Source organism: Lacinutrix jangbogonensis, assembly GCF_000797445.1.
GTDB classification, from domain to species: domain Bacteria; phylum Bacteroidota; class Bacteroidia; order Flavobacteriales; family Flavobacteriaceae; genus Lacinutrix; species Lacinutrix jangbogonensis.
On sequence record NZ_JSWF01000014.1, the window covers coordinates 119,751 to 141,106 of the forward strand.

Sequence of the window (21,356 nt, forward strand, 5' to 3'; positions counted from 1 at the left end):
CACAACGCACAACAAAAATGAGTTTTTTTAAAAAAATATTCTCTTCAGAAAAAAAGGAAACATTAGATAAAGGTCTAGAAAAAACGAGCACAAGCTTTTTAGGTAAACTTAGTAAAGCAGTAGCAGGAAAATCTAAAGTAGATGAAGACGTTTTAGATAACCTTGAAGAGGTTTTAGTATCCAGTGATGTTGGTGTAAATACAACGCTTAAAGTAATTACACGTATTGAAGAGCGCGTAGCAAAAGATAAATATTTAGGAACAGACGAACTTAATAAAATCCTTCGCGAAGAAATAGCAGGCTTATTAAGTGAAACCAATTCTGGTGAAGATACAGAATACACGATCCCAAAATTAGCACCACAAGCAGACGGAACAAAAACACCCTATGTATTAATGGTTGTTGGCGTAAATGGCGTTGGCAAAACAACAACTATTGGTAAGTTGGCTTACCAATTTAAAAAGCAAGGGTTAACTGTTGTTTTAGGTGCTGCAGACACGTTTAGAGCAGCGGCAATAGAACAATTACAAGTTTGGGCAGATAGAGTAGATGTGCCAATGGTACGTCAAAATATGGGATCTGATCCAGCAAGTGTTGCTTTCGATGCTTTAGAATCTGGAGTGACCCAAAATGCAGATGTTATTATTATTGACACAGCAGGACGTTTACACAATAAGGTTAACTTAATGAATGAGTTAACTAAAGTAAAACGTGTTATGCAAAAAGTAATTGGAGATGCGCCACACGACGTTTTATTGGTTTTAGATGGTTCTACGGGACAAAATGCATTCGAACAAGCAAAACAGTTTACAGCCGCCACAGAAGTAACTTCACTTGCAGTAACCAAATTAGATGGAACAGCAAAAGGTGGAGTTGTTATTGGTATTAGTGACCAATTTAAAATCCCTGTAAAATATATTGGTGTTGGTGAAGGTCTTGAAGATTTACAAGTCTTTAATAAGCATGAGTTTGTGGATAGCTTCTTTAAGTAATAAATTCAAGGGAGTTCTGAAGTCTTATTAATTGATTTAAGACTAAAAAAAGCGAATAAATTATGTTTACACCTGCTATAAGAGTATTATTAGTTGTGCTTAGTTTAGTAATGGCTTTTTTCTTTTTTTTCAATAATGACTTCTTAAGTATGTCAATGTTGTTATTGTCTGCTGGTCTTTTTATATATGGATAGTTCAAATCTGGAACTGTTTATGCAGCTTTTAACGAATTGAAAAAAGAAAAATATGATAAAGCAGAAAAATTACTTTTTAAAATTAAAAACCCCAATACTTTAAGTAAATCTCAAAAAAATTATTATCATTGCGCTAAAGGTCTAATAGCAATCAATAAAAAAGATTGGGAAGTAAGTTATTCAGAATTAAATGATGCCTTAAATATTGGTTTGAGAACTAAAAATGATACGTCAATTGTATTATTGAATCTAGCTAAAGTGGAATTTGAACGCAAAAATATTAATGAAGCTGAAGATTATTTAAGTAAAGTTGGTAAGTTCAAACTTAAACCTTTGATTAGGTCTGATATGGAAAAACTTAAAAACGAAATCAATTTGTTTAAGGAAAATAATAATTAAGAGCTTTAAATTAATTTTTCATAGTTTTATAGCCATGACCCATAAAATCCAACTCGACCTAGTAATCAAAACTTCAAAAGAAAACGTTTTCAACGCATTCACTCAACCCGAACATCTTAATAATTGGTGGACTTTAAAATCTTCAGGTAAACCAGAATTAGGAGTAGAATACAACTTAAACTTCACAGATATATACAATTGGTTTTGTGAAGTTTCTCATGTAAAATCAAACGAATCATTCTATTTGAAAATGACTAGTTCTGATAAAGATTGGAATCCAACAACTTTTGGTTTCGAATTAAAAGACCACGAACACGGAACATTAATGGAGTTTACTCACAAAGATTGGCAAGAAAACAATCATGAGTTTCGTAACACATCTTATTGTTGGGCTTTGTTGTTAAAAGGTTTGAAAAAATATCTAGAAACAGGAGTTGTCGTACCATTTCAAGAGCGAGATTAATTCCTAAATCTTAAATCTCTTTTCATTGCTATCTTTGCAGCTCAAAATATATTAAATAAAAAGAGCCTCGCAATTGCGAGGCTTTTTCAAGATTTAGAATTATTACTTTGATCCGAATTACTTCTTCACAATAAGTTTCGTATATGTGTTTCCAGAAAGACTTTGTACGTTTACAAAATAACTTCCTATTTTTAATTCACTAATATCAATTGAGTTTTGATCCGCTTCCATGTTAAAAGTTTTTACTTGCTGACCAATTAAATTGTAGACAATTACTTTCGAAATTGTTTGTGTTGATTCAATCTGTAGTTTTCCAGTTGTTGGATTTGGATACATTGCAAAAGTAGCTTCTGAAACATCAGGTGTACTTAATGTATTTGTAATTGTTATCATCGTAGTTAAACTATATACACTACAAGTGCCAAGACCAGCACCACCAGCAACACCAATGGCATGTGTTATTTCATACAAACCAGCTGTAGACGTTGATAAATCAATTGTTCCAGTTCCTTCATGGATTGATAACCCTGCTGGTGTTGCTGTAAATACACTAGATACACTAGGTGTTTTTGTTGGTGTAGGATCTGCACCGCCAGTTGCATACGTATTTGCGGTATAGCTAAACGTTGCAAAATCATTATAGTGTAAGTCAATATAGTTTTTAATTACTATAGCATAATCATCTGCAAAAGGAACTAATGTTTGTGGTCGTGTATCATATACATTTCCGTTATACGTTCCTAAATCACGTACTCTTCTGTTTACTTCTGTCATAATTCCGTCGATTGTTCCACCGCCGCCAACTCCATCACCTGCTGCTGGGCCAGATCCGTGACGCATATTACTATAGTAATCTCCAGCAAAGTATGCATTGTTATTGGGACGTGTATCATCACAGGCATCAAAACTACCTTGGTCATAATCACTTGGAACTGTGCGGTAACCACTTGTTGTTCCACAACTTGAATTTCCTTGAGCATGGTAAAAAACGCCGCCAGTATCTTGAAAAATACCACCTAAACTATTTGGTCCACGAACCAATTCTTCTTGTGTCAATCCACCTACATTATTGCTTACTAAGTTTGTAATTGTAGAGTTAGACACCGTATTTAAATAATTTGCAGTTGTATTGTTCAAATCAGCAGCCAAAATATTGTATCCAGCTTCAATTCTAGGAATCCCGTGGTTTTGTCCGTGTAAATCAATATATAAACCTTTTCCATATGTATTCATTACCCTATTACTTGCATCATCAATAAAGTCATGATATGCATTCCAATAGAATAAAGCATCAGTATCGCTACAAGTAGCTTCTGTAGATTCTCTGTTAGGATCTAGTTTGCTTCTGTGTAAGTTATTGATAATAATATATGGATAACATCCTGTTTGATCGAATACAGATTGTTGTATTTCATGAATTAGAATATCTGTGTTATCATCTCTTACATCGCTTCCACCACAATTTCTATCTGGTAAAGCACTGTCATTGTCAGGATAAAAAGTTCCTCCAATGGTTTCTCCAGATTGTATTACTCCACCATGTGGTGCAGAAATAATGATTGGCATGTTTCCACGAATGTATTCAATATAGTTGTTTCCACTTGTATCAAACTGAGAAACTCCAGGGAAAGGTGGTGGTGGTGCAGGAGCTTCTTCTACTGCAAAATAAATTGTTTGCGATATTGGAGTATTCGTACCAGATGTATCAAAGCTACCATTAAATGTAAAAGCTGTATCTCCGTCAGCAGTAATAGTTAAGCTTCCAGCTTGATTCCAACCATCACCATAAAAATCATATACAATTACATAATATCCAGCAGTAGTACTACTATTTACAGGATAACTTACTGCAACTGTAGTTTCGTTATAAGGATTTGCAGCAGGGCCAGCTCCATCATAGCCATTGTCAATTGTTTGCAATAGCATTCCAGCTGGATCGTAAAATTCAACTTTATTTTCGGTGGACCATTGTGGCCAATCTACCGTAAGGATAATATCTACATTTTGAGCAAAACCTGTGGCGCTCATTAGCAGGAAAAGTGCAAAAATACTTTTGAAAAAGGGAAAAGTAGTTTTCTTCATAGTCAATTATGTTTGTTAAGTAAGATTTGTTAGGATGCAATTAAATTCCTTACAATTGTAATAGTGAATTTAATTCAACAACAATTATACGATAAAAGCCATAAAAAATAGATAAAAAATGGGTTAGTTATTTGAAAAATTAAATAGAGAACTAAAGTGCTCTGTTGCTTAAAAACAGCAAAAATACAATATACATGAAATTTAGTTTTAATCTGTTTTAAATATTTTAAATGATTATTAGTATTTTACTGTTTATATTATCTTTCAAAACCAAATACTAAAATCCTAAATCATTACGTATCTTTGCAGTCCAAAATTGAGATATGCGTACAAAGTCACTTAAAAAGAATAAAATCAATGTAATAACATTAGGTTGTAGTAAAAACGTTTACGACAGCGAAGTGTTAATGGGACAACTTAAAGCCAGTGGCAAAGACGTTGTGCATGAAGAAGAAGGTAATATTGTGGTGATTAATACTTGCGGTTTTATTAATAATGCCAAAGAGGAAAGTGTGAATACCATTTTGGAATACATGCAAAAAAAGGAAGATGGTGATGTGGACAAGGTGTTTGTAACAGGTTGCCTATCTGAAAGGTATAAGCCAGATTTACAAAAGGAAATTCCTAATGTCGATCAATATTTTGGTACGACAGAATTACCAGGTTTATTAAAAGCTTTAGGAGCAGATTATAAGCATGAATTAATAGGCGAGCGTTTAACAACGACACCTAAAAATTATGCGTATTTAAAAATTGCTGAAGGTTGCGACAGACCTTGTAGTTTCTGCGCTATTCCAATAATGCGTGGGAAACATAAAAGTACACCTATTGAAAATTTAGTTATTGAAGCAGAGAAACTTGCAGCAAATGGAGTAAAGGAATTAATACTTATTGCTCAAGATTTAACGTATTACGGTTTAGATATATATAAGAAAAGAAACTTAGCAGAGTTGCTTGAAAACTTAGTAAAAGTTGAAGGTATAGAATGGATTCGTTTACACTATGCTTTTCCAACAGGCTTTCCAATGGATGTGCTTGATATTATGAATCGTGAGCCTAAAATTTGTAACTATTTAGATATTCCATTGCAACATATTAGCGATTCTATATTAAAAAGTATGCGCCGTGGTACTACAAAAGAGAAGACCACGAAACTACTAAAAGAGTTTAGAAAGACTGTGCCAAATATGACGATTAGAACCACTTTAATTGTTGGTTATCCAGGAGAAACACAAGAGAATTTTGAAGAATTACGAGAATGGGTTCGCGAAATGCGTTTTGAACGTTTAGGTTGTTTTACGTATTCTCATGAGGAAAATACACATGCTTTTAATTTAGAGGACAATGTGCCACAAGAGGTTAAACAAGATCGTGCGAATCAAATTATGGAAATTCAATCTCAGATTTCTTGGGAATTGAATCAAGAAAAAATAGGACAAGAATTTAAGGTCGTTATCGATAGAAAAGAAGGTGAATATTTTATTGGAAGAACAGAATTCGATTCTCCAGACGTTGATAATGAAGTGTTAATAAAGGCATCAACAACGTATTTGAAAACAGGAGAATATGCTACTGTAAAAGTTACAGAAGCTGCAGATTTCGATTTGTATGCAGAGGCAGTAGTTAAATAGAAGATTGCTTAAAAGTATAGTGTTATGGCATTAACAGAATCTAATCGTTTCGAAAATGGAACAGGTGCTCCAGAGTTTTCTTTGATAGATGTTGTTTCTGGTCAAATTATAAATCTTCAAAAGTTAAAAGGAGTTAAAGGGACTGTCGTTATGTTTATTTGTAACCATTGTCCTTTTGTAGTGCATATAAATACCCAATTGGTTAAAGTTGCTAACCATTATCTAGAAAAAGGTATTGGTTTTATTGCTATAAGTAGTAATGATGCCGAGACTTATCCTCAAGACAGACCAGCATTAATGAAGCAGGTTGCAGTAAATTTAAAATACCCTTTCCCTTATTTATACGATGAAACTCAAGAAGTAGCTCAAGCTTATGATGCGGCATGCACACCAGATTTTTATGTGTTTGATGCCAATTTAAAAGCAACATATCATGGACTACTAGATAATTCTCGACCTGGAAATAGTATACCAGTTACGGGAGAAGTTTTACGCAAGGCTATAGATGCTGTTTTAGATGACAAAGCGCCTTTAGACAATCAAAAACCAAGTATTGGTTGCGGTATTAAGTGGAAGTAATAGAAACGCTAATTTAAAAATCTAAATAATGCAACAAACAACTAATACGATATTAATGATTCGTCCAATCGGTTTTAGAATGAACGAACAAACAGCTGTTAATAATTACTATCAAAAAGTATTAGATAATACTTTGCCAGAAACGGTAAATACAAAAGCACAGCATGAATTTGATGCCTATGTAGAAAAATTAAGAGCAGTTGGTATACACGTTATTGTTGTGCAAGACACAAAGGAATTTGATACACCAGATTCTATTTTTCCAAACAATTGGATTTCTTTTCATGAAAATGGTAATGTAGGTTTGTATCCCATGTTTGCCGAAAACAGAAGATTAGAAAGAAGAGACGATGTTTTTAATGTTTTAGAAACTGAAGGCTTTAAAATAAATGATATTATAGACTATACAACAGCCGAAGAAGAAGACGTTTTTTTAGAAGGTACAGGGAGTTTACTCTTAGATCGTAAAAACGGAAAAGCCTATTGTGCATTATCGCCTAGAGCAGACGAAAGTTTATTTATTGAATTTTGTGAAGATTTTGAATACACTCCAGTTGTTTTTACTGCAAACCAAACAGTAAACGGAAAACGTGAAGCGATCTATCATACTAATGTTATGATGTGTTTAGCGGAAACGTTTGCAGTAATTTGTTTAGATACTATAGACGATAAAAAAGAACGTAAAAACGTTCTCAAAAATCTTAAAGCAGATGGTAAAGAAGTCGTAGTAATTTCTGAAGCACAAGTCAATACTTTTGCGGGTAACATGTTACAAGTAAAAGGTAAAGACGATAAATTATATTTAATTATGAGTCAAGCTGCATACGACTCTTTAGCGGAAACTCAAATAAAGAGTATAGAAAAGCATTGTGAAATACTGTCTAGCTCTTTAGATACGATTGAAGCTTGTGGTGGCGGAAGTGCACGCTGTATGATGGCTGAGGTGTTTTTGCCTAAGGCTTAAAATAATACAAAAAATAGTTCCAGCAATTATATGCACTATATTTGCAACCTTAAAAATAAAAGTAAAATGAGCCTTCAAAATATCCTATCAAATAAAATAAAAGAAGCTGTAAAGTCTATATATTCTAAAGCTTTAGAAACTGTAGAATTTCAAGCAACACGTAAAGAATTCGCAGGAGATATTACAGTTGTTGTGTTTCCAATGTTACGTGTGGTAAAAGGAAATCCTGTGCAAATAGGACAAGCGATAGGCTCTTTTTTATTAGAACATGTAGAGGAAGTAAAAGCCTTTAACGTAGTAAAAGGGTTTTTAAATATTGAAATTAACGATGTACATTATATTAATTTTTTCAATACTATTAAAGATGAAGAGACTTTTGGTTTTACAAAACCAAATACCGATGATAAGTCAGTAATGGTAGAGTATTCTTCACCAAACACAAATAAACCGTTACATTTAGGACATGTACGTAATAATTTATTAGGTTATAGTGTTGCCGAAATTGTAAAAGCATCTGGTAAAACTGTTTATAAAACACAGATAATTAATGATCGTGGTATTCATATTTGTAAAAGTATGTTGGCTTGGCAGCGTTATGGTAATGCCGAAACTCCAGAATCTACAGGTTTAAAGGGCGATAAATTAGTTGGTAATTACTATGTTAAGTTCGATCAAGAATATAAAAAAGAAATAGCTGCTTTAATTGCTGAAGGTAAAACGGAAGACGAAGCGAAGAAACAAGCTCCAATTCTAATTGAAGCACAACACATGCTTCAAAAATGGGAAGCAGGTGATGAAAAAGTTTTAGAGCTTTGGAATAAAATGAATAACTGGGTTTATGATGGCTTTGCTATTTCTTACAAAAACCTTGGTGTTGATTTCGATAAATTGTACTACGAAAGTCAAACCTATTTATTAGGAAAAGAGTTTGTTGACGAAGGTTTAAAAACAGGTGTGTTCTTTAAAAAAGAAGATGGTTCTGTATGGTGCGATTTAACCGAAGATGGTCTAGACGAAAAAATAGTATTACGTAGCGATGGCACAGCAGTCTATATGACGCAGGATATTGGTACGGCAATACAACGTATAAAAGATTTTCCTGATGTTGGAGGTATGGTTTATACTGTTGGCAACGAACAAGACTACCACTTTCAAGTCTTGTTTTTAATATTGAAAAAATTAGGCTTCGATTGGGCTAAAAACCTATTTCATTTAAGTTATGGAATGGTAGATTTACCTAGTGGAAAAATGAAGAGTAGAGAAGGAACTGTTGTTGATGCAGACGATCTTATTGCGGATATGTCAATTACAGCTAAAGAAATCTCTGAAGAATTAGGAAAGCTTGATGGTTACAGCAAAGAAGAAAAACAAGAGTTGTATAAAACGATTGGTTTAGGTGCGTTAAAATATTATATTTTAAAAGTAGATCCTAAAAAACGTATTCTGTTCGATCCAAAGGAATCTATCGATTTCCAAGGTAACACAGGACCTTTTATTCAGTATACGTATGCTAGAATACAATCTATTTTACGAAAGGCTAAAGGTAGTTCTGATTCCTCGTCGAGTGTGTTCGAGATGACTTATAAATTACACGACAAAGAAAAATCAGTATTAAAACAGCTACAAGGTTTCCCTGAAATAATTCAAAGCGCTGCACAAAACCACAGTCCAGCTTTAATAGCAAATTATACTTACGAGTTGGTAAAAGAGTTTAATTCGTTTTATCAAAATGTACCCATTTTAGGAACAGATAATGCTGTCGAAAAAGACTTTAGAGTGCAATTGTCTCATGCGGTTGCAAATACGATTAAGAATGCCTTTGGCTTGTTAGGAATTAGTGTTCCTGAGCGCATGTAGGTTTAGAAAATATTTTAATAATTAAAAAATCCCAAAGCTTTTAAGTTTGGGATTTTTTTCACCTTAATATAGAACTACAAATGAAATTGATATTTCGGATTTAATTTTTCTGTAATTTGTTGTTGTCAAAGTAATGTTTAATCGTTTTTATTACTTTTTTATTATTCTGGTTACATAACTCTTGGTAGGTGTAGTAACTTTAAGTAAGTAGATTCCTGATGGTAAATTTTCTATATTCAATAGATTCTTGTTTTTATTCAGCGTTTTTGAAGTAACCTTCTTACCAATCATATCAAAAACAGCAACCGTATAGACTTCGTTATAATCCGAAATGTTTACTTTCAATAATCCAGAAGTAGGATTAGGAAAGATACTTAAATGTTGAGTTAAATTAAAATTCTCTGTTGCTAAAACTGATTCCGTAGTAAAACTCCAAGTACTACTTCCTAAAAAACCAGTATATGCATTTCCTGACATATCTAGAATGATACCGCCTGCTATTTCAACATAATATTGAGTATTGGCGTCTAAATCTACCATTGGATTAATAATTAATTGATTTCCAGATATTGAGCTTGAAGATAGTATTTCTAAATTGGTATTAAAGTTCCTAAGCATTGCGCTACCAAAAGGGATTTGTATATTTTCATCAAAGGTTAACGTAAGGTTATTTGAAACACTTACTCCTGTAGCATTATCTAATGGTAAATAACTTGATACTGTTGGAGCGGTAGTATCTGGTTGTGCTCCTGTGGTAAGGCGCCAAGAAATGGCATTTGTTTCAGGAAGCATATTACCTGCTAAATCTGTAATGCCTGCAACATAAACCCAATAATCTGTATTGTAATTAAGACTAGATAGTGCTCCTGTAACAGTCATAACAGTTCCAGTGAAATCTACAGATGCATCTCCAAAAGGAATAATGCTCACTGTAGTTGGGCCATTTTTTATAATAATATTTCCAGACAAAGGACGAACTATGTTTTCATCTGCGGTTAATACTAAATTAGCAGATAAGGACACATTAGTTGCATTATCGGCTGGACTCAAACTAGTAATAGTCGGAGCTGTTACATCAACAAAAATTTCAGTTGTAAAATTCCATATAGAACTGCCACTAAATCCTGCATAATTATTACCTACTAAATCTTGTATCACTCCACTTGCTAATTCTACATAGTATTGAGTACCGTGTACTAGACTTGATGTAGGGTTAATTGTTAAAACACTTCCTGAAACAGAACTTGATGAAGGAATTATTGCGCCTCCAATTTGTTTTAGTACAGCCGATCCTGTGAGTTGGATTGTTTCATTAAAAGTAAGCGTAAGATTGTTTGTTAGGCTTACTTCTGTAGCATTGTCCAATGGTAAAAAGCTGGATGCTATTGGACCAGTAATATCTGGTTCTTCTCCTGTGGTAAAGTTCCAAGTAACAGCATTTGTTCCGGGAAGAATATTTCCCGCTAAATCTTTAACACCTGCTACACTTACCCAATAAGTTGTACTATAATTCAGACTAGATAATGCTCCTGTAACAGTCATTACGTCTCCAGTGAAATCTACAGATGCATCACCATAAGGAATAGAACTTACTGTAGTTGGACCGTTTTTTATAATAATATTTCCGGACACAGGACGAACTATGGTTTCATCCGCAGTTAATACTAGATTATCAGATAAAGAGACATTAGTTGCATTATCGGCTGGACTTAAACTAGTAATAGTTGGAGCTGTTACATCAACAAAAACTTCAGTTGTAAAATTCCAAGTAGAACTACCACTAAATCCTGTATAATTATTACCTACTAAATCTTGTATTACTCCACTTGCTAATTCTACATAGTATTGAGTACCGTTTATTAGACTTGATGCAGGGTTAATTGTTAAAACACTTCCTGAAACAGAACTTGATGAAGGAATTATTGTTCCTCCAAGTTGTTTTAGTACGGCCGTTCCTGTGAGTTGGATTGTTTCATTAAAAGTAAGCGTAAGAGTGTTTGTAAGGCTTACTTCTGTAGCATTGTCCAATGGTAAAAAGCTGGAGACTATTGGAGCAGTAATATCTGGTTCTTCTTCCGTGGTAAAGTTCCAAGTAACAGCATTTGTTCCAGGAAGAATATTACCAGCTAAATCTTTAACACCTGCTACACTTACCCAATAAGTTGTACTATAATTCAGACTAGATAATGCTCCTGTAACAGTCATTACGTCTCCAGTGAAATCTACAGATGCATCACCATAAGGAATAGTACTTATTGTAGTTGGGCCGTTTTTTATAATAATATTTCCGGACACAGGACGAACTATGGTTTCATCCGCAGTTAATACTAGATTAGCAGATAAGGAGACATTAGTTGCATTATCGGCTGGACTTAAACTAGTAATAGTTGGTGCTGTTACATCAGCCATTGCTACAGTTGTAAAATTCCATGTAGAATTACCACTAAATCCTGTATAGTTATTTCCTACGACATCCTTAATTACACCATTCGCAATCTCTACATAATATTGTGTGTTGTTTGCTAAATCTAATGTTGGATTTATTGTTAAAATACTTCCTGAGACAGCACTCGATGAAGGAATTATTGCGCCTCCAAATTGTTTTAATACTGCTTCTCCTATTAGTTGAATAGGTTCATTAAAAGTAAGCGTAAGAGTGTTTGAAATATTTACTTCTGTAGAATTATCGGTAGGAACAAAAGTTATTGGCGATGGAGCGGTTATATCTACTGGTGCAACTGTTGTAAAATTCCATGAAGAATTACCACTAAATCCGGTATAGCTATTTCCTATGACATCCTTAATTACACCATTCGCAATCTCTACATAATATTGTGTATTGTTTGCTAAATCTAATGTTGGATTTATTGTTAAAATACTTCCTGAGATAGCACTCGATGAAGGAATTATTGCACCTCCAAATTGTTTTAATACTGCTCCTCCTGTGAGTTGGATTGTTTCATTAAAAGTAAGTGTAAGAGTGTTTGAAATATTTACTTCTGTAGAATTATCGGTAGGAACAAAAGTTATTGGCGATGGAGCGGTTATATCTACAGGTGCAACTGTTGTAAAATTCCAAGAAGAATTACCACTAAATCCGGTATAGCTATTTCCTACGACATCCTTAATTACACCATTAGCAATTTCTACATAATATTGTGTATTGTTTGCTAAATCTAAAGTTGGGTTAATTGTTAAAATACTTCCTGAGACAGCACTCGATGAAGGAATTATTGCACCTCCAAATTGTTTTAATACGGCTCCTCCTGTGAGTTGGATTGTTTCATTAAAAGTAAGTGTAAGAGTGTTTGAAATATTTACTTCTGTAGCATTATCTAATGGTGTAAATGTATTTACTGTTGGAGGCGTTACATCTGTTACTGCCGCAACAGTTGTAAAGTTCCAAGTAGTGGCGCCAACGATTCCAGCAAAATTATTTCCCGCCAAATCTCTAACGAAAGAAAAGGAAGAGCTTATATAATAATCAGAACTATTAGCAAAGTCGGAAGTTGGATTGATTGTGACTGTGCTTCCAGATGAGGTCACGTTTGCGTTTGGGATAACGAAGCTCTCTTTGAGGGTGCCATTTCCATTTCTTATTTGAATCTGCGTACCGTTTTTAAGTTGGATACTTTCATTAAAAGTGATTACAAGGTTTGCGTCAATTGCAACTCCCGTAGCGTCATCTAAAGGATTCAAATTACTTATGGTTGGCGCTGTTACATCTACTGCTACTGCTGTAGTAAAATTCCAAGTAGTATTCCCGCTAAACCCAACATAATTATTCCCTGCTAAATCTTGTATTTCACCATTAGCTAATTCGACATAGTATTGAGTGCTATTTAATAAGTTTGAAGTAGGATTAATTGTTAATGTACTTCCAGATACTGTACTTGCTGAAGGAATTACCATACCTCCAAAATCCTTTAAGATTGCAGTGCCTATTAGTTGAATAGGTTCACTAAAGACAAGCGACAAATTGGTTGCTATATCTACTCCTGTAGCATTATCTAATGGAGTAAATACATTTGCTGTTGGAGGGATTATATCTGAATTTATTGTTGTAAAATTCCAAGTAGATGAATTTAATGTTCCTGCAAAATCATTTCCAGCCATATCTTGGAAAACACCCGGAGATATTGCTATATAATACCCAGTTAATGGAGCTAAACTTGATGTTAAAGGTATTGTTGCTGTATTACCGATAATTGATGCTGTTGCAACACTTATAGATTGTACCGTTGTTAATGTTGACGAATTTCGAACAAAAATAGTTCCGGTTCCAATTTGTATATCTTCATTAAAATTAATAACTAAATTAGTATTAGTACTTACGCTTATTGCTCCATCTGTAGGAGAAAAAGAATTGGCTAAAGGAGCTATCATATCTGGATCATCTCTCATTGTAAAATCATGATCTGGTAAAGGAGGATCCCCTATACCCGCAAATGGATTTCCTGCTAAATCTTCAATTGCACCAGAAGGGATTTCTACATAATATTCTGTACTATAATCTAAACCAAGCGTTGGTATCACTATAAATTCATAAGGAGGAGATGTAGTTACAGAAACATTGGCAGGATTAGCTACATCTATATTTAGCGTAGTGGAGTCATCATCAACTCTCTTAACAAGGATATTTCCAGTACCTGCTTGAACTTTTTCATTGAAAAAATATCGTAAAAGATTGTTCTTTTCAAAAACATTTACAGATCCTTCTGGTGGGCTCATAGCCTGCAGTATAGGAATATAAGTGTCACTTTCCATTGAAAATAACCAACCAGAAGCATATCCATAGTTTGGATTGGTTTGGTTACTTGCATTTTTCACCATCCCGGCATCTATTTTGATCCAAAATTCTGTGTCAAAAGGTAATGTTATATTAAGAGTTAGAGTATTTCCAGAAATTACTACCTGAGAATCCAAAAAACCATAACTACCAAATGTAGATCCAGTATCTGCATTCTCAACTCTAATTCTTTTGACAGCAAGATTTGGCAGAATTGGCTGGTCAAAGGTTGCAATAATAGGAGCACCTTTAATTGCATTTGATTCATTGTGTGCTGGAACTGTTGAAACAACAACAGGAGCAGTTTGCGCTTTTATTGACAATGCAAACAAACAGCATGTAAAAAAGGTTAAAAAAAATCTTTTCGAAATAGTAATTTTGGTTTTCATGATTAAACGATTTTGGTTTGCTCAAAGGTCTTACAACTAATCAATGAAATCAATCGGGGATTTTACGTAAAAATAGCTACGGGAAATCCCGTAGAAAGAGAGTTAAAGTAGAGTAATGCCTTCTCTTATAGCAAACTTTACAAGATCAACAGTAGTGTTTATACCAAGTTTTGTTTGGATGTTTTTTTTATGGGTCTCAACTGTTCTTGGAGATATAAAAAGTGAAGATGCGATTTCTTTTTGCAGTTTGCCGTCTGCTAATTGTTTAACAATTTCTAGCTCTCGTAAAGTCAGTTTTGTTTCAGGATCTGAACTATTTTGAGACATAACTTTCACCATTAAACCTGCTATTTTTGAGCTGAAATAGGTGTTTCCTTTTGCAACCTCAGTAATGGCTGTGGTAAATTCTTGAGAGGAAGTGTCTTTTGGTAAAAAACCATCAGCACCAACTTTAATAGCAGCTTTTAAATGTGTTGTGTCAACATTTGCAGTAACAAAAAGTATTTTAATGGAAGGTGTAATTGATTTTATTTGTTTACATATTTCTATGCCACTTAATCCAGGCATAGAAATATCTAACACAATTACATGTGGCGTTTTTTCTTTTAGAAGTATAAAAAGAGTATTAGCAGATTCTGCTTCACCTATAGTTTCAAACCTGTCATCGAGTAGTAATATTAACTTAAACCCTTCTCTTACAATTTGATGGTCGTCAACGAGAATTATTTTTATTTTTGGGTCTTTCATGTGTTTAAGTTATAATTTATAAGGGTAACACATGTTGTTCGCTATTTACCATTCTCTTAACTTGAACATTTTACATGCTCGTTTCATTATTATAAAGATAGTATTATAATATTAAAAAATCAATATAACTTTTGTTCCTTTTTCTAACGCGCTTTCAACCTTTATTTTAATGTTTGCTTTGTCTAAAAGTTCTTTACAGAGCAGCAGGCCTAATCCTGTTCCTTTTTCTGCAGAATCACCTATAGATGCTACATCTTTAGTAATATCAAACAATTTATTTATGTCTTTTTCAGACATTCCAATGCCATTATCTTCAATGATAATACTATTTTCTTTTTTGTAGATTTCTATACTACCATTTTCTGGACTAAACTTTATGGCGTTCATTATAATATTCCTGAAAGCTGTATGAAGTATTTCCTTGTCTGCAATCAGTTCTAGTTCTGTATCAATTTTATTGGTGATTTTAATTGATTTTGAACTACTGTTTATTTGATACATTCCAATAATTTCATCAACTAAAATTTTAGGAATTACTTTTATCTTATCAACTTTAATATTATTTCGCTGACTATTACTCCATATTAATAAATTGGTTAGAACATCATATAATTGAGTAGAAGAATCTCGTAGTTGCGATATTAATTTCAGCAACATATTCTGCGGTATTTTATCAAAACCTTTACTCATATTTTCAGTTAGGGTTTTAAATGCCGAAACAGGATTTTTAAGATCATGAGCAACGATACTAAATAGCTTATCCTTCGTTGCGTTTAGTTCTTTTAATTCTTTGTTTTTAGTATTTAAAATTTGATTTGTTTTGGCTTTAAGCTGAAACCGATTGTACAATAAAAATAGACTTAGTAGTAATAAAAACGAACCTAAAATTAGTGCTAAACGAACGGCTCTATTTCTTTCTATGGTAACATCTTTTAATTTGTTTTCTTGTGATAATAAAGCGATTTCTTGGGTTTTTTTCTCAGTTTCATATACCACATTTAGGTTAGCAATGGCTTCTTTGTTTTCTTGAAAATGAACTTTGTCTTTAATTTGCAACGATTCATTTTGAAACTGAAATGCTTTTTCATGATCACCAAGACTAAGGTATAAATCGCTGATTTTTGAAGTGCAATTTATTTGAAGATCCAAATAGTCCTTTGACTTAGCAATTTCGTAAGCTTTCAAATACTTATTTAGCGCTAGTTGTTTGTTGTTTCTTGCGTTCTCTAAATCACCATATACTTGTAAATCGTATGAATATCCATAAAGGTTATTTCTTGTGGTATCTATTTTTATTGCCTTTAGAATGTAATTTTTAGCTTTACTAAATTCTGATAGTCCAATATAACAGCCCGAAATATTTGTATAAAGGCTTGCTTTTCCTGAACTATTATTGAATTTAGACTTTTCCTTTTCAGATTTTAGAAAATATTCCAATCCCTTTTCAAAATCACCTTGCTCACAATAAACATTCGCGATATTATTTAATGATGATGAAGAATTAATCTGGAGTTCCTTTTTTAATAGATATGATTTATTATAAAATTTTAGAGCTGCTGGAAAATCTTTACGGTATTCATAAACAGCCCCAATATTATTATTTACACCTGCTATTCCCTCTTTAAAATCTAATTTTTCATATGATTTCAATGCTTCGAAATAGTATGTTAAAGATTTCTCGTATTCCGAAAGATAAAAATAACCAATACCTAAATATTGATTAGAAATTGCAATCCCTTTTGTTAGATTACCTTTTATAAAAAACTCTTTTGACTTTTCGTTATTTAGAATGGATTGTGCGTATTCTCCTCTATATTCATATATTATACCGAGGTTAGAATACCCATAACCCAAGCCTTTATAAAAATTATTTTTTTCTGAATACTCTATTGCTTTATTAGCATATATCTCAGCACTATCTAAATTAGTATTATAAAACGCCTTAGAAACATTGAGATGTTTCATTATAGTTAATGTGTCAGATTGTGAATACAGTGATAAAAAAAATAGAAGTGTTAAGAAAGAAAGAAATGTTTTTTTAGTCTTATAGCCGATTCTAATATAGAGCATAAAATATTTTTTTGATAAAAAATCGTTTTAATGAACTTTATCTATTGTTAAACGAAGTTAACCTAAAAATTTGACAACGTTAAATCACCTCAAACATCTCGTTTAGGCTATGCTATTTGTTCGGTCACACACTTTTATTTAGAATTTATTTTTTAAAGGTTATTGTGTATTGTCACCTAGATGATAGATTAATTTTGCTCTTTTTTTAACATCTTCGCTATAATACGCAAGGTCTTTAAAAGCACCATCGGCATAACGTTGGGATTGGATATCAATATGTGTCGCGCTAGGATCGCTAATTTGTCTGCCAGTAAGCATGGTTTTAGCTTTATCTCCAAATACCACAACAGCTAGTAAGCTATTTCCTAATGTTCTATTATTGTCGTTTAGGATCTCTAAGAATTTAATAAAGTCAAATCGCTTTTATTATCTCGTTTAATGTGTTTGATTACTGTTATTTCGTTTAAATGCAAATATTAAATATGTGAAGTAGTATTATTCGTTTTATTTTTCATCAAGATTTGCTTTGTTAATAATGCTTACTGTTCCCATTGGGCCATCAAAATACATTGGTTGTTCTTTCTCGATGTAATTTAGTTTAAACCATTTTCCTTGAAGTTTACTATTAGAGTTCCAGCCTTGATTTTGTAAGTTGCTTTCTGAATCGTCTAGCTCAATTCCAAATTCAAAGTTGTCAATTTCACAACCATCAAAAACTATTATTTCACCAGATTCCTTTTCAAATGAATAGTGTTCGGCATCTCCCAACGAGAATTCTAAAAATTTAGCTTTTACGTATAATGCATTGTTGTTAATGGGTTTGTTTTCAAGTGATTCATTCGAGGTAATGGTTTTTTTAGCAAAACAGCTGGCTTCACTTGATTTTGTTTATCTTCTTTTTTAGAGCAGGAAAACAGAAGTAAAAGACTTAGAATTAAAACAGGTAAATATTTCATAATATTGTGTATTAGATTCTACATATTTTTTAAAAGTATCTTCATAGAGCATTTTCCAACCAGAAGAAAGTTGATTTCTAGTACTCTCGGATACGTTACCAAATGTTGTATCTGTTAAAGTCATAATCGTTATTCCCTCACTTTCTTTTAAAGACAGTTTCATAAAATTCATTGCAGGTCCACCAAAACTTGGAGAAAGATGGCCTTTCAACTCAAGATTGTTAGGGGCATCCAATACTATTACATTTGCCCAAAGCAATCCGTTATCACCTCCATAATCCTCATACATTCTACCTCCTACAAAGGGCTCAATTTTAAAACCTTTAGTCTTTGAACTGGTGTAAAAATAGGTTCTCCACCATTTTCCAATGTCTTCAATAAGACATTTCCATACAAAGTTAATGTTTGCTTCTATTTGAATTTCCAATGTAATAGTAATTGTATTTGCTAGATTGTTCATGATTGAATTTGAGTGATTTTTGCTATAACTTCTAACACTTGGGAATAGGAATAGTGCGCATTTGATTAAGTACTAAAATAGGTATTATCTTTATACAATGATGTAGGTGATTTATTCATTAGGTACAATTTTAAACTCTGTTTAGTTGGCCAGAAATTGTTTTAATTCTGATACAAAACCCGTGTAATTGAAGTTAGCCTAAAAAGTTGACACAGTCAACTCACTTTTATTACTCTAGAACCAATATAAAACACAAACCAAAACTACATTATCAGTCAAGCTATTTCCAGAATTTTACAGACAAGGCTTGTAAAGCGTATTTGTGTATAGATTGCTGAAAATCTGCTTTCCAACTTTGTTAAACATTAGTTTTTTAGGATTATAAATATAAGATGTATTACCTTAGACAACAATAAAAGCAAAAATTCAATACATAATTAGTTTAACCAAAATTCAATCAACGTGAAAAAAATCTATATTACATTATTCGCGGGCATTTTTTCTATGTCTATTCATGCACAAAAAGCAATTGTTGTATCAGGAGGAGATATCTCTGATGCTAATTTTAGCGTTAGTTACAGTATCGGGCAAGTGTCCCAAGAAAAAGCAGACGGCTCTGGTTTATTAAACCAAGGCGTACAACAACCTTTTGAGATCTTTACTTTGCCAACTTTAGGTGATACAGACTTACAAACTGCTAACATTAAAATGTTAGTGTATCCAAATCCTACAGTAAGTTTTGTAAATCTTTCAATTTCTAATTTAGAATTTAAAGATGCTACTTATAGTCTATTTGATTTACAAGGAAAATTGCTTAAAAGTTCAAAAATTAACACTTCTAAAACTACCGTAGAAATGAGTGCTTATCCTGTAAGTACCTATTTTTTAAAGGTGAAGGATATAGACGGTAAAATTTTGAAGACCTTCAAAATTATAAAAAATTAAATCAATATCTAATCAATATCAAACCATAATTAACATGAAAAAACTTTTTACATTATCGCTTTTTCTGGTGTTTACCAGTCTTTCGTTTTCCCAAGTATCAGAGTTCTTACAATACCAAGTTGTTATTAGAGATGCCTCAGATGTACTTGTTATTAATACAAATGTTAGCATGCAAGTGAGTATTCTGTCAGGATCCGCTTCTGGAACAATAGTTTATAACGAAACGCACAACCCAACAACCAATGCAAATGGATTGGCTACAATAAAAATAGGAACAGGAACTTCTGTCACTGGAGATTTTAATACTATAGATTGGACAGCTGCAGTTTATTTTATTAAAACTGAAACAGATGCAACTGGCGGCACAAACTATACTTTAGAAACTGTAGCCGAAATTACAAGTGCGCCTTTTGCCTTATACAGTAATGTTGCAGGATTTGCCGAAACAGCAGATTATACAACATTAACTAATGTACCAACCACAATAAGTCAAGCACAAATAGATAAGTTAGGCTTAATAACGGTTACTAGTAGTATAGATTTAGACCAATTATCTACAGATGTAGGTGTCAATTCAGCAAAAACCGCTTTTCCAGGTTTTGGGACTACTTCTGGTTTAGCTTTGGAAGGCGATAACTTTATATGGACTAAATCTAATAACAATGCCTTTTATAACCAAGGAAATATTGGTATTGGCGTTCCAGATAACACGACGTTTGGTGCTGCAAAATTGCATGTGGGTAGCGGTATAAAATTTAGTGGAGTACCAGCAACATTAACAGAACCAGGGTTGTTGTTTTACGATGCTACGCAAGGTGATGGAAAATTTAGTTTTGTAAATAATAGCGGAAGCACTGTAGTTTTAGGCGGTGGAGAATGGTCTACTGTAAACGGTGACGTTACAACCAGTACAGATGTACTCATTGAACGTAGTTTAGGAGTAGGTTTCGATATTGTAAACGGCGAAGACTTTGGATTAGATTCGTTTAAATTAAAAGAGAATAATCTACGTATTTTATTTGATGATAGCGATGATCCTTCAGGAACAATGCCTGCTAACGATTGGCAAATAGAAATAAACGATTCTAGTAACGGAGGAGATTCTCATTTTGCTATTAATGATATAACTAATGCAACACGCCCTTTTAGAGTTAGTGCTGGAGCACCAAATAATGCTTTTTTTATTGCTAGTAATGGTAATGTTGGTATTGGTACAAATATACCAAGTGCAACACTAGAAGTTTTAGGAACTGTAAAAGCACAAAGTTTTGTTGGTGATGGTTCTGGACTTACAGGAATTACTGGAGGAACAGGTGGTATTGCCAATCTTAATGATACAACCATTGCAGCAGATACTAGTGCAGACACCGCTGGTGAAATTGCATTTCAAACCCAGAATACAACAAAAATGGTAATTACTAATGCAGGTAATGTTGGTATTGGAGTCAGCGCACCTTCTGTTAAACTTGAAGTTGCAGGTTCTGGAAAATTTCAAAGTGTAGAAGCATCCGGGAACTTAAGTACTCAAACCATAAGTTATAGTATTACTGCAAATGCAGATGATACCTCACTAAATATTGAAATTGATGTAACAAATAAAACGGTAGTTAATATCAATAACGCTATTGATCAAACTATAGATGGTTTTACCTCTGGAGTTGCTGGGCAACAGTTTACAGTATTTAATAGCGGCGCAGGTATAAAAACCATAACGCATAACACAGGAACACAGTCGGTTTTACTTCCAGGTAATGTAGCTTTAAGTTTAGCACAAAATCAAGGTGCAACCTTTTTGTTCGATGGTATGGTATGGTACTGTATTTCTAAAAATAACTAATA

General features: G+C 33.0%; 16 protein-coding genes. 9 read left to right on the forward strand and 7 right to left on the reverse strand.

What is annotated here, in order from left to right:
* The first annotated feature begins 17 nt into the window (after nucleotides 1-17).
* The 3 genes from ftsY to RH82_RS01215 all read left to right on the forward strand — a co-directional run bounded on the left by ftsY (nucleotide 18) and on the right by RH82_RS01215 (nucleotide 2,048).
* Nucleotides 18-992 (forward strand): signal recognition particle-docking protein FtsY, encoded by a 975-nt coding sequence (gene ftsY, locus RH82_RS01200; protein WP_034057393.1) that lies wholly within the window; start codon nucleotides 18-20, stop codon nucleotides 990-992.
* Between the two features lie 230 nt (nucleotides 993-1,222).
* Nucleotides 1,223-1,585, forward strand: coding sequence for a hypothetical protein (locus RH82_RS01210; protein ID WP_034057396.1), 363 nt, complete (start codon nucleotides 1,223-1,225; stop codon nucleotides 1,583-1,585).
* A 34-nt stretch (nucleotides 1,586-1,619) separates the two neighbouring features.
* Nucleotides 1,620-2,048: an SRPBCC family protein gene (locus tag RH82_RS01215; protein ID WP_034057398.1), complete on the forward strand. Its 429-nt coding sequence runs from the start codon at nucleotides 1,620-1,622 to the stop codon at nucleotides 2,046-2,048.
* Nucleotides 2,049-2,165: 117 nt separating this feature from the next.
* Here RH82_RS01215 and RH82_RS01220 read toward each other — a convergent pair whose 3' ends face one another.
* Nucleotides 2,166-4,130 carry a T9SS type A sorting domain-containing protein gene (locus tag RH82_RS01220; RefSeq protein WP_034057399.1) on the reverse strand — a complete coding sequence of 655 codons (1,965 nt, stop codon included), beginning with the start codon at nucleotides 4,128-4,130 and terminating at the stop codon, nucleotides 2,166-2,168.
* A gap of 323 nt (nucleotides 4,131-4,453) precedes the next feature.
* Between RH82_RS01220 and rimO the strand changes: the two genes are divergently transcribed.
* The 4 genes from rimO (at nucleotide 4,454) to argS (ending at nucleotide 9,161) form a co-directional block, all read left to right on the forward strand.
* Nucleotides 4,454-5,761, forward strand: coding sequence for a 30S ribosomal protein S12 methylthiotransferase RimO (rimO, locus tag RH82_RS01225; protein WP_034057401.1), 1,308 nt, complete (start codon nucleotides 4,454-4,456; stop codon nucleotides 5,759-5,761).
* Between the two features lie 24 nt (nucleotides 5,762-5,785).
* Nucleotides 5,786-6,340: a thioredoxin family protein gene (locus RH82_RS01230; RefSeq protein ID WP_034057402.1), complete on the forward strand. Its 555-nt coding sequence runs from the start codon at nucleotides 5,786-5,788 to the stop codon at nucleotides 6,338-6,340.
* A gap of 28 nt (nucleotides 6,341-6,368) precedes the next feature.
* On the forward strand, nucleotides 6,369-7,304 hold the full coding sequence (gene ctlX / locus RH82_RS01235; protein WP_034057403.1) for a citrulline utilization hydrolase CtlX: 936 nt from the start codon (nucleotides 6,369-6,371) through the stop codon (nucleotides 7,302-7,304).
* Between the two features lie 66 nt (nucleotides 7,305-7,370).
* The gene (argS, locus tag RH82_RS01240; RefSeq protein ID WP_034057405.1) at nucleotides 7,371-9,161 is read left to right on the forward strand and encodes an arginine--tRNA ligase; all 1,791 of its coding nucleotides are present in this window, start codon (nucleotides 7,371-7,373) and stop codon (nucleotides 9,159-9,161) included.
* Nucleotides 9,162-9,311: 150 nt separating this feature from the next.
* Here the strand turns inward: argS and RH82_RS01245 are convergent, their stop codons facing one another.
* The 6 genes from RH82_RS01245 to RH82_RS01270 all read right to left on the reverse strand — a co-directional run bounded on the left by RH82_RS01245 (nucleotide 9,312) and on the right by RH82_RS01270 (nucleotide 18,572).
* Complete coding sequence (locus RH82_RS01245) at nucleotides 9,312-14,339, reverse strand: Ig-like domain-containing protein (RefSeq protein WP_034057407.1); 5,028 nt, start codon at nucleotides 14,337-14,339, stop codon at nucleotides 9,312-9,314.
* Nucleotides 14,340-14,441: 102 nt separating this feature from the next.
* Nucleotides 14,442-15,086, reverse strand: coding sequence for a response regulator (locus RH82_RS01250; RefSeq protein ID WP_034057408.1), 645 nt, complete (start codon nucleotides 15,084-15,086; stop codon nucleotides 14,442-14,444).
* A gap of 111 nt (nucleotides 15,087-15,197) precedes the next feature.
* Nucleotides 15,198-17,051, reverse strand: coding sequence for a tetratricopeptide repeat-containing sensor histidine kinase (locus RH82_RS01255; protein ID WP_034057409.1), 1,854 nt, complete (start codon nucleotides 17,049-17,051; stop codon nucleotides 15,198-15,200).
* A gap of 264 nt (nucleotides 17,052-17,315) precedes the next feature.
* Nucleotides 17,316-17,474 carry a hypothetical protein gene (locus tag RH82_RS01260; protein ID WP_156112379.1) on the reverse strand — a complete coding sequence of 53 codons (159 nt, stop codon included), beginning with the start codon at nucleotides 17,472-17,474 and terminating at the stop codon, nucleotides 17,316-17,318.
* Nucleotides 17,475-17,660: 186 nt separating this feature from the next.
* Nucleotides 17,661-17,924 (reverse strand): hypothetical protein, encoded by a 264-nt coding sequence (locus RH82_RS01265; RefSeq protein ID WP_034057411.1) that lies wholly within the window; start codon nucleotides 17,922-17,924, stop codon nucleotides 17,661-17,663.
* A 132-nt stretch (nucleotides 17,925-18,056) separates the two neighbouring features.
* Nucleotides 18,057-18,572, reverse strand: coding sequence for an SRPBCC family protein (locus tag RH82_RS01270; protein WP_034057412.1), 516 nt, complete (start codon nucleotides 18,570-18,572; stop codon nucleotides 18,057-18,059).
* A gap of 462 nt (nucleotides 18,573-19,034) precedes the next feature.
* On the opposite strand from RH82_RS01270, the gene RH82_RS01275 reads away from it, so the two are divergent.
* Both RH82_RS01275 and RH82_RS17555 read left to right on the forward strand, forming a co-directional pair.
* Complete coding sequence (locus RH82_RS01275; RefSeq protein WP_156112380.1) at nucleotides 19,035-19,517, forward strand: T9SS type A sorting domain-containing protein; 483 nt, start codon at nucleotides 19,035-19,037, stop codon at nucleotides 19,515-19,517.
* Between the two features lie 34 nt (nucleotides 19,518-19,551).
* Entirely contained in the window at nucleotides 19,552-21,354 is a 1,803-nt protein-coding gene (locus RH82_RS17555; protein WP_052158144.1) for a hypothetical protein, read from the forward strand.
* Nucleotides 21,355-21,356: the final 2 nt, after the last annotated feature.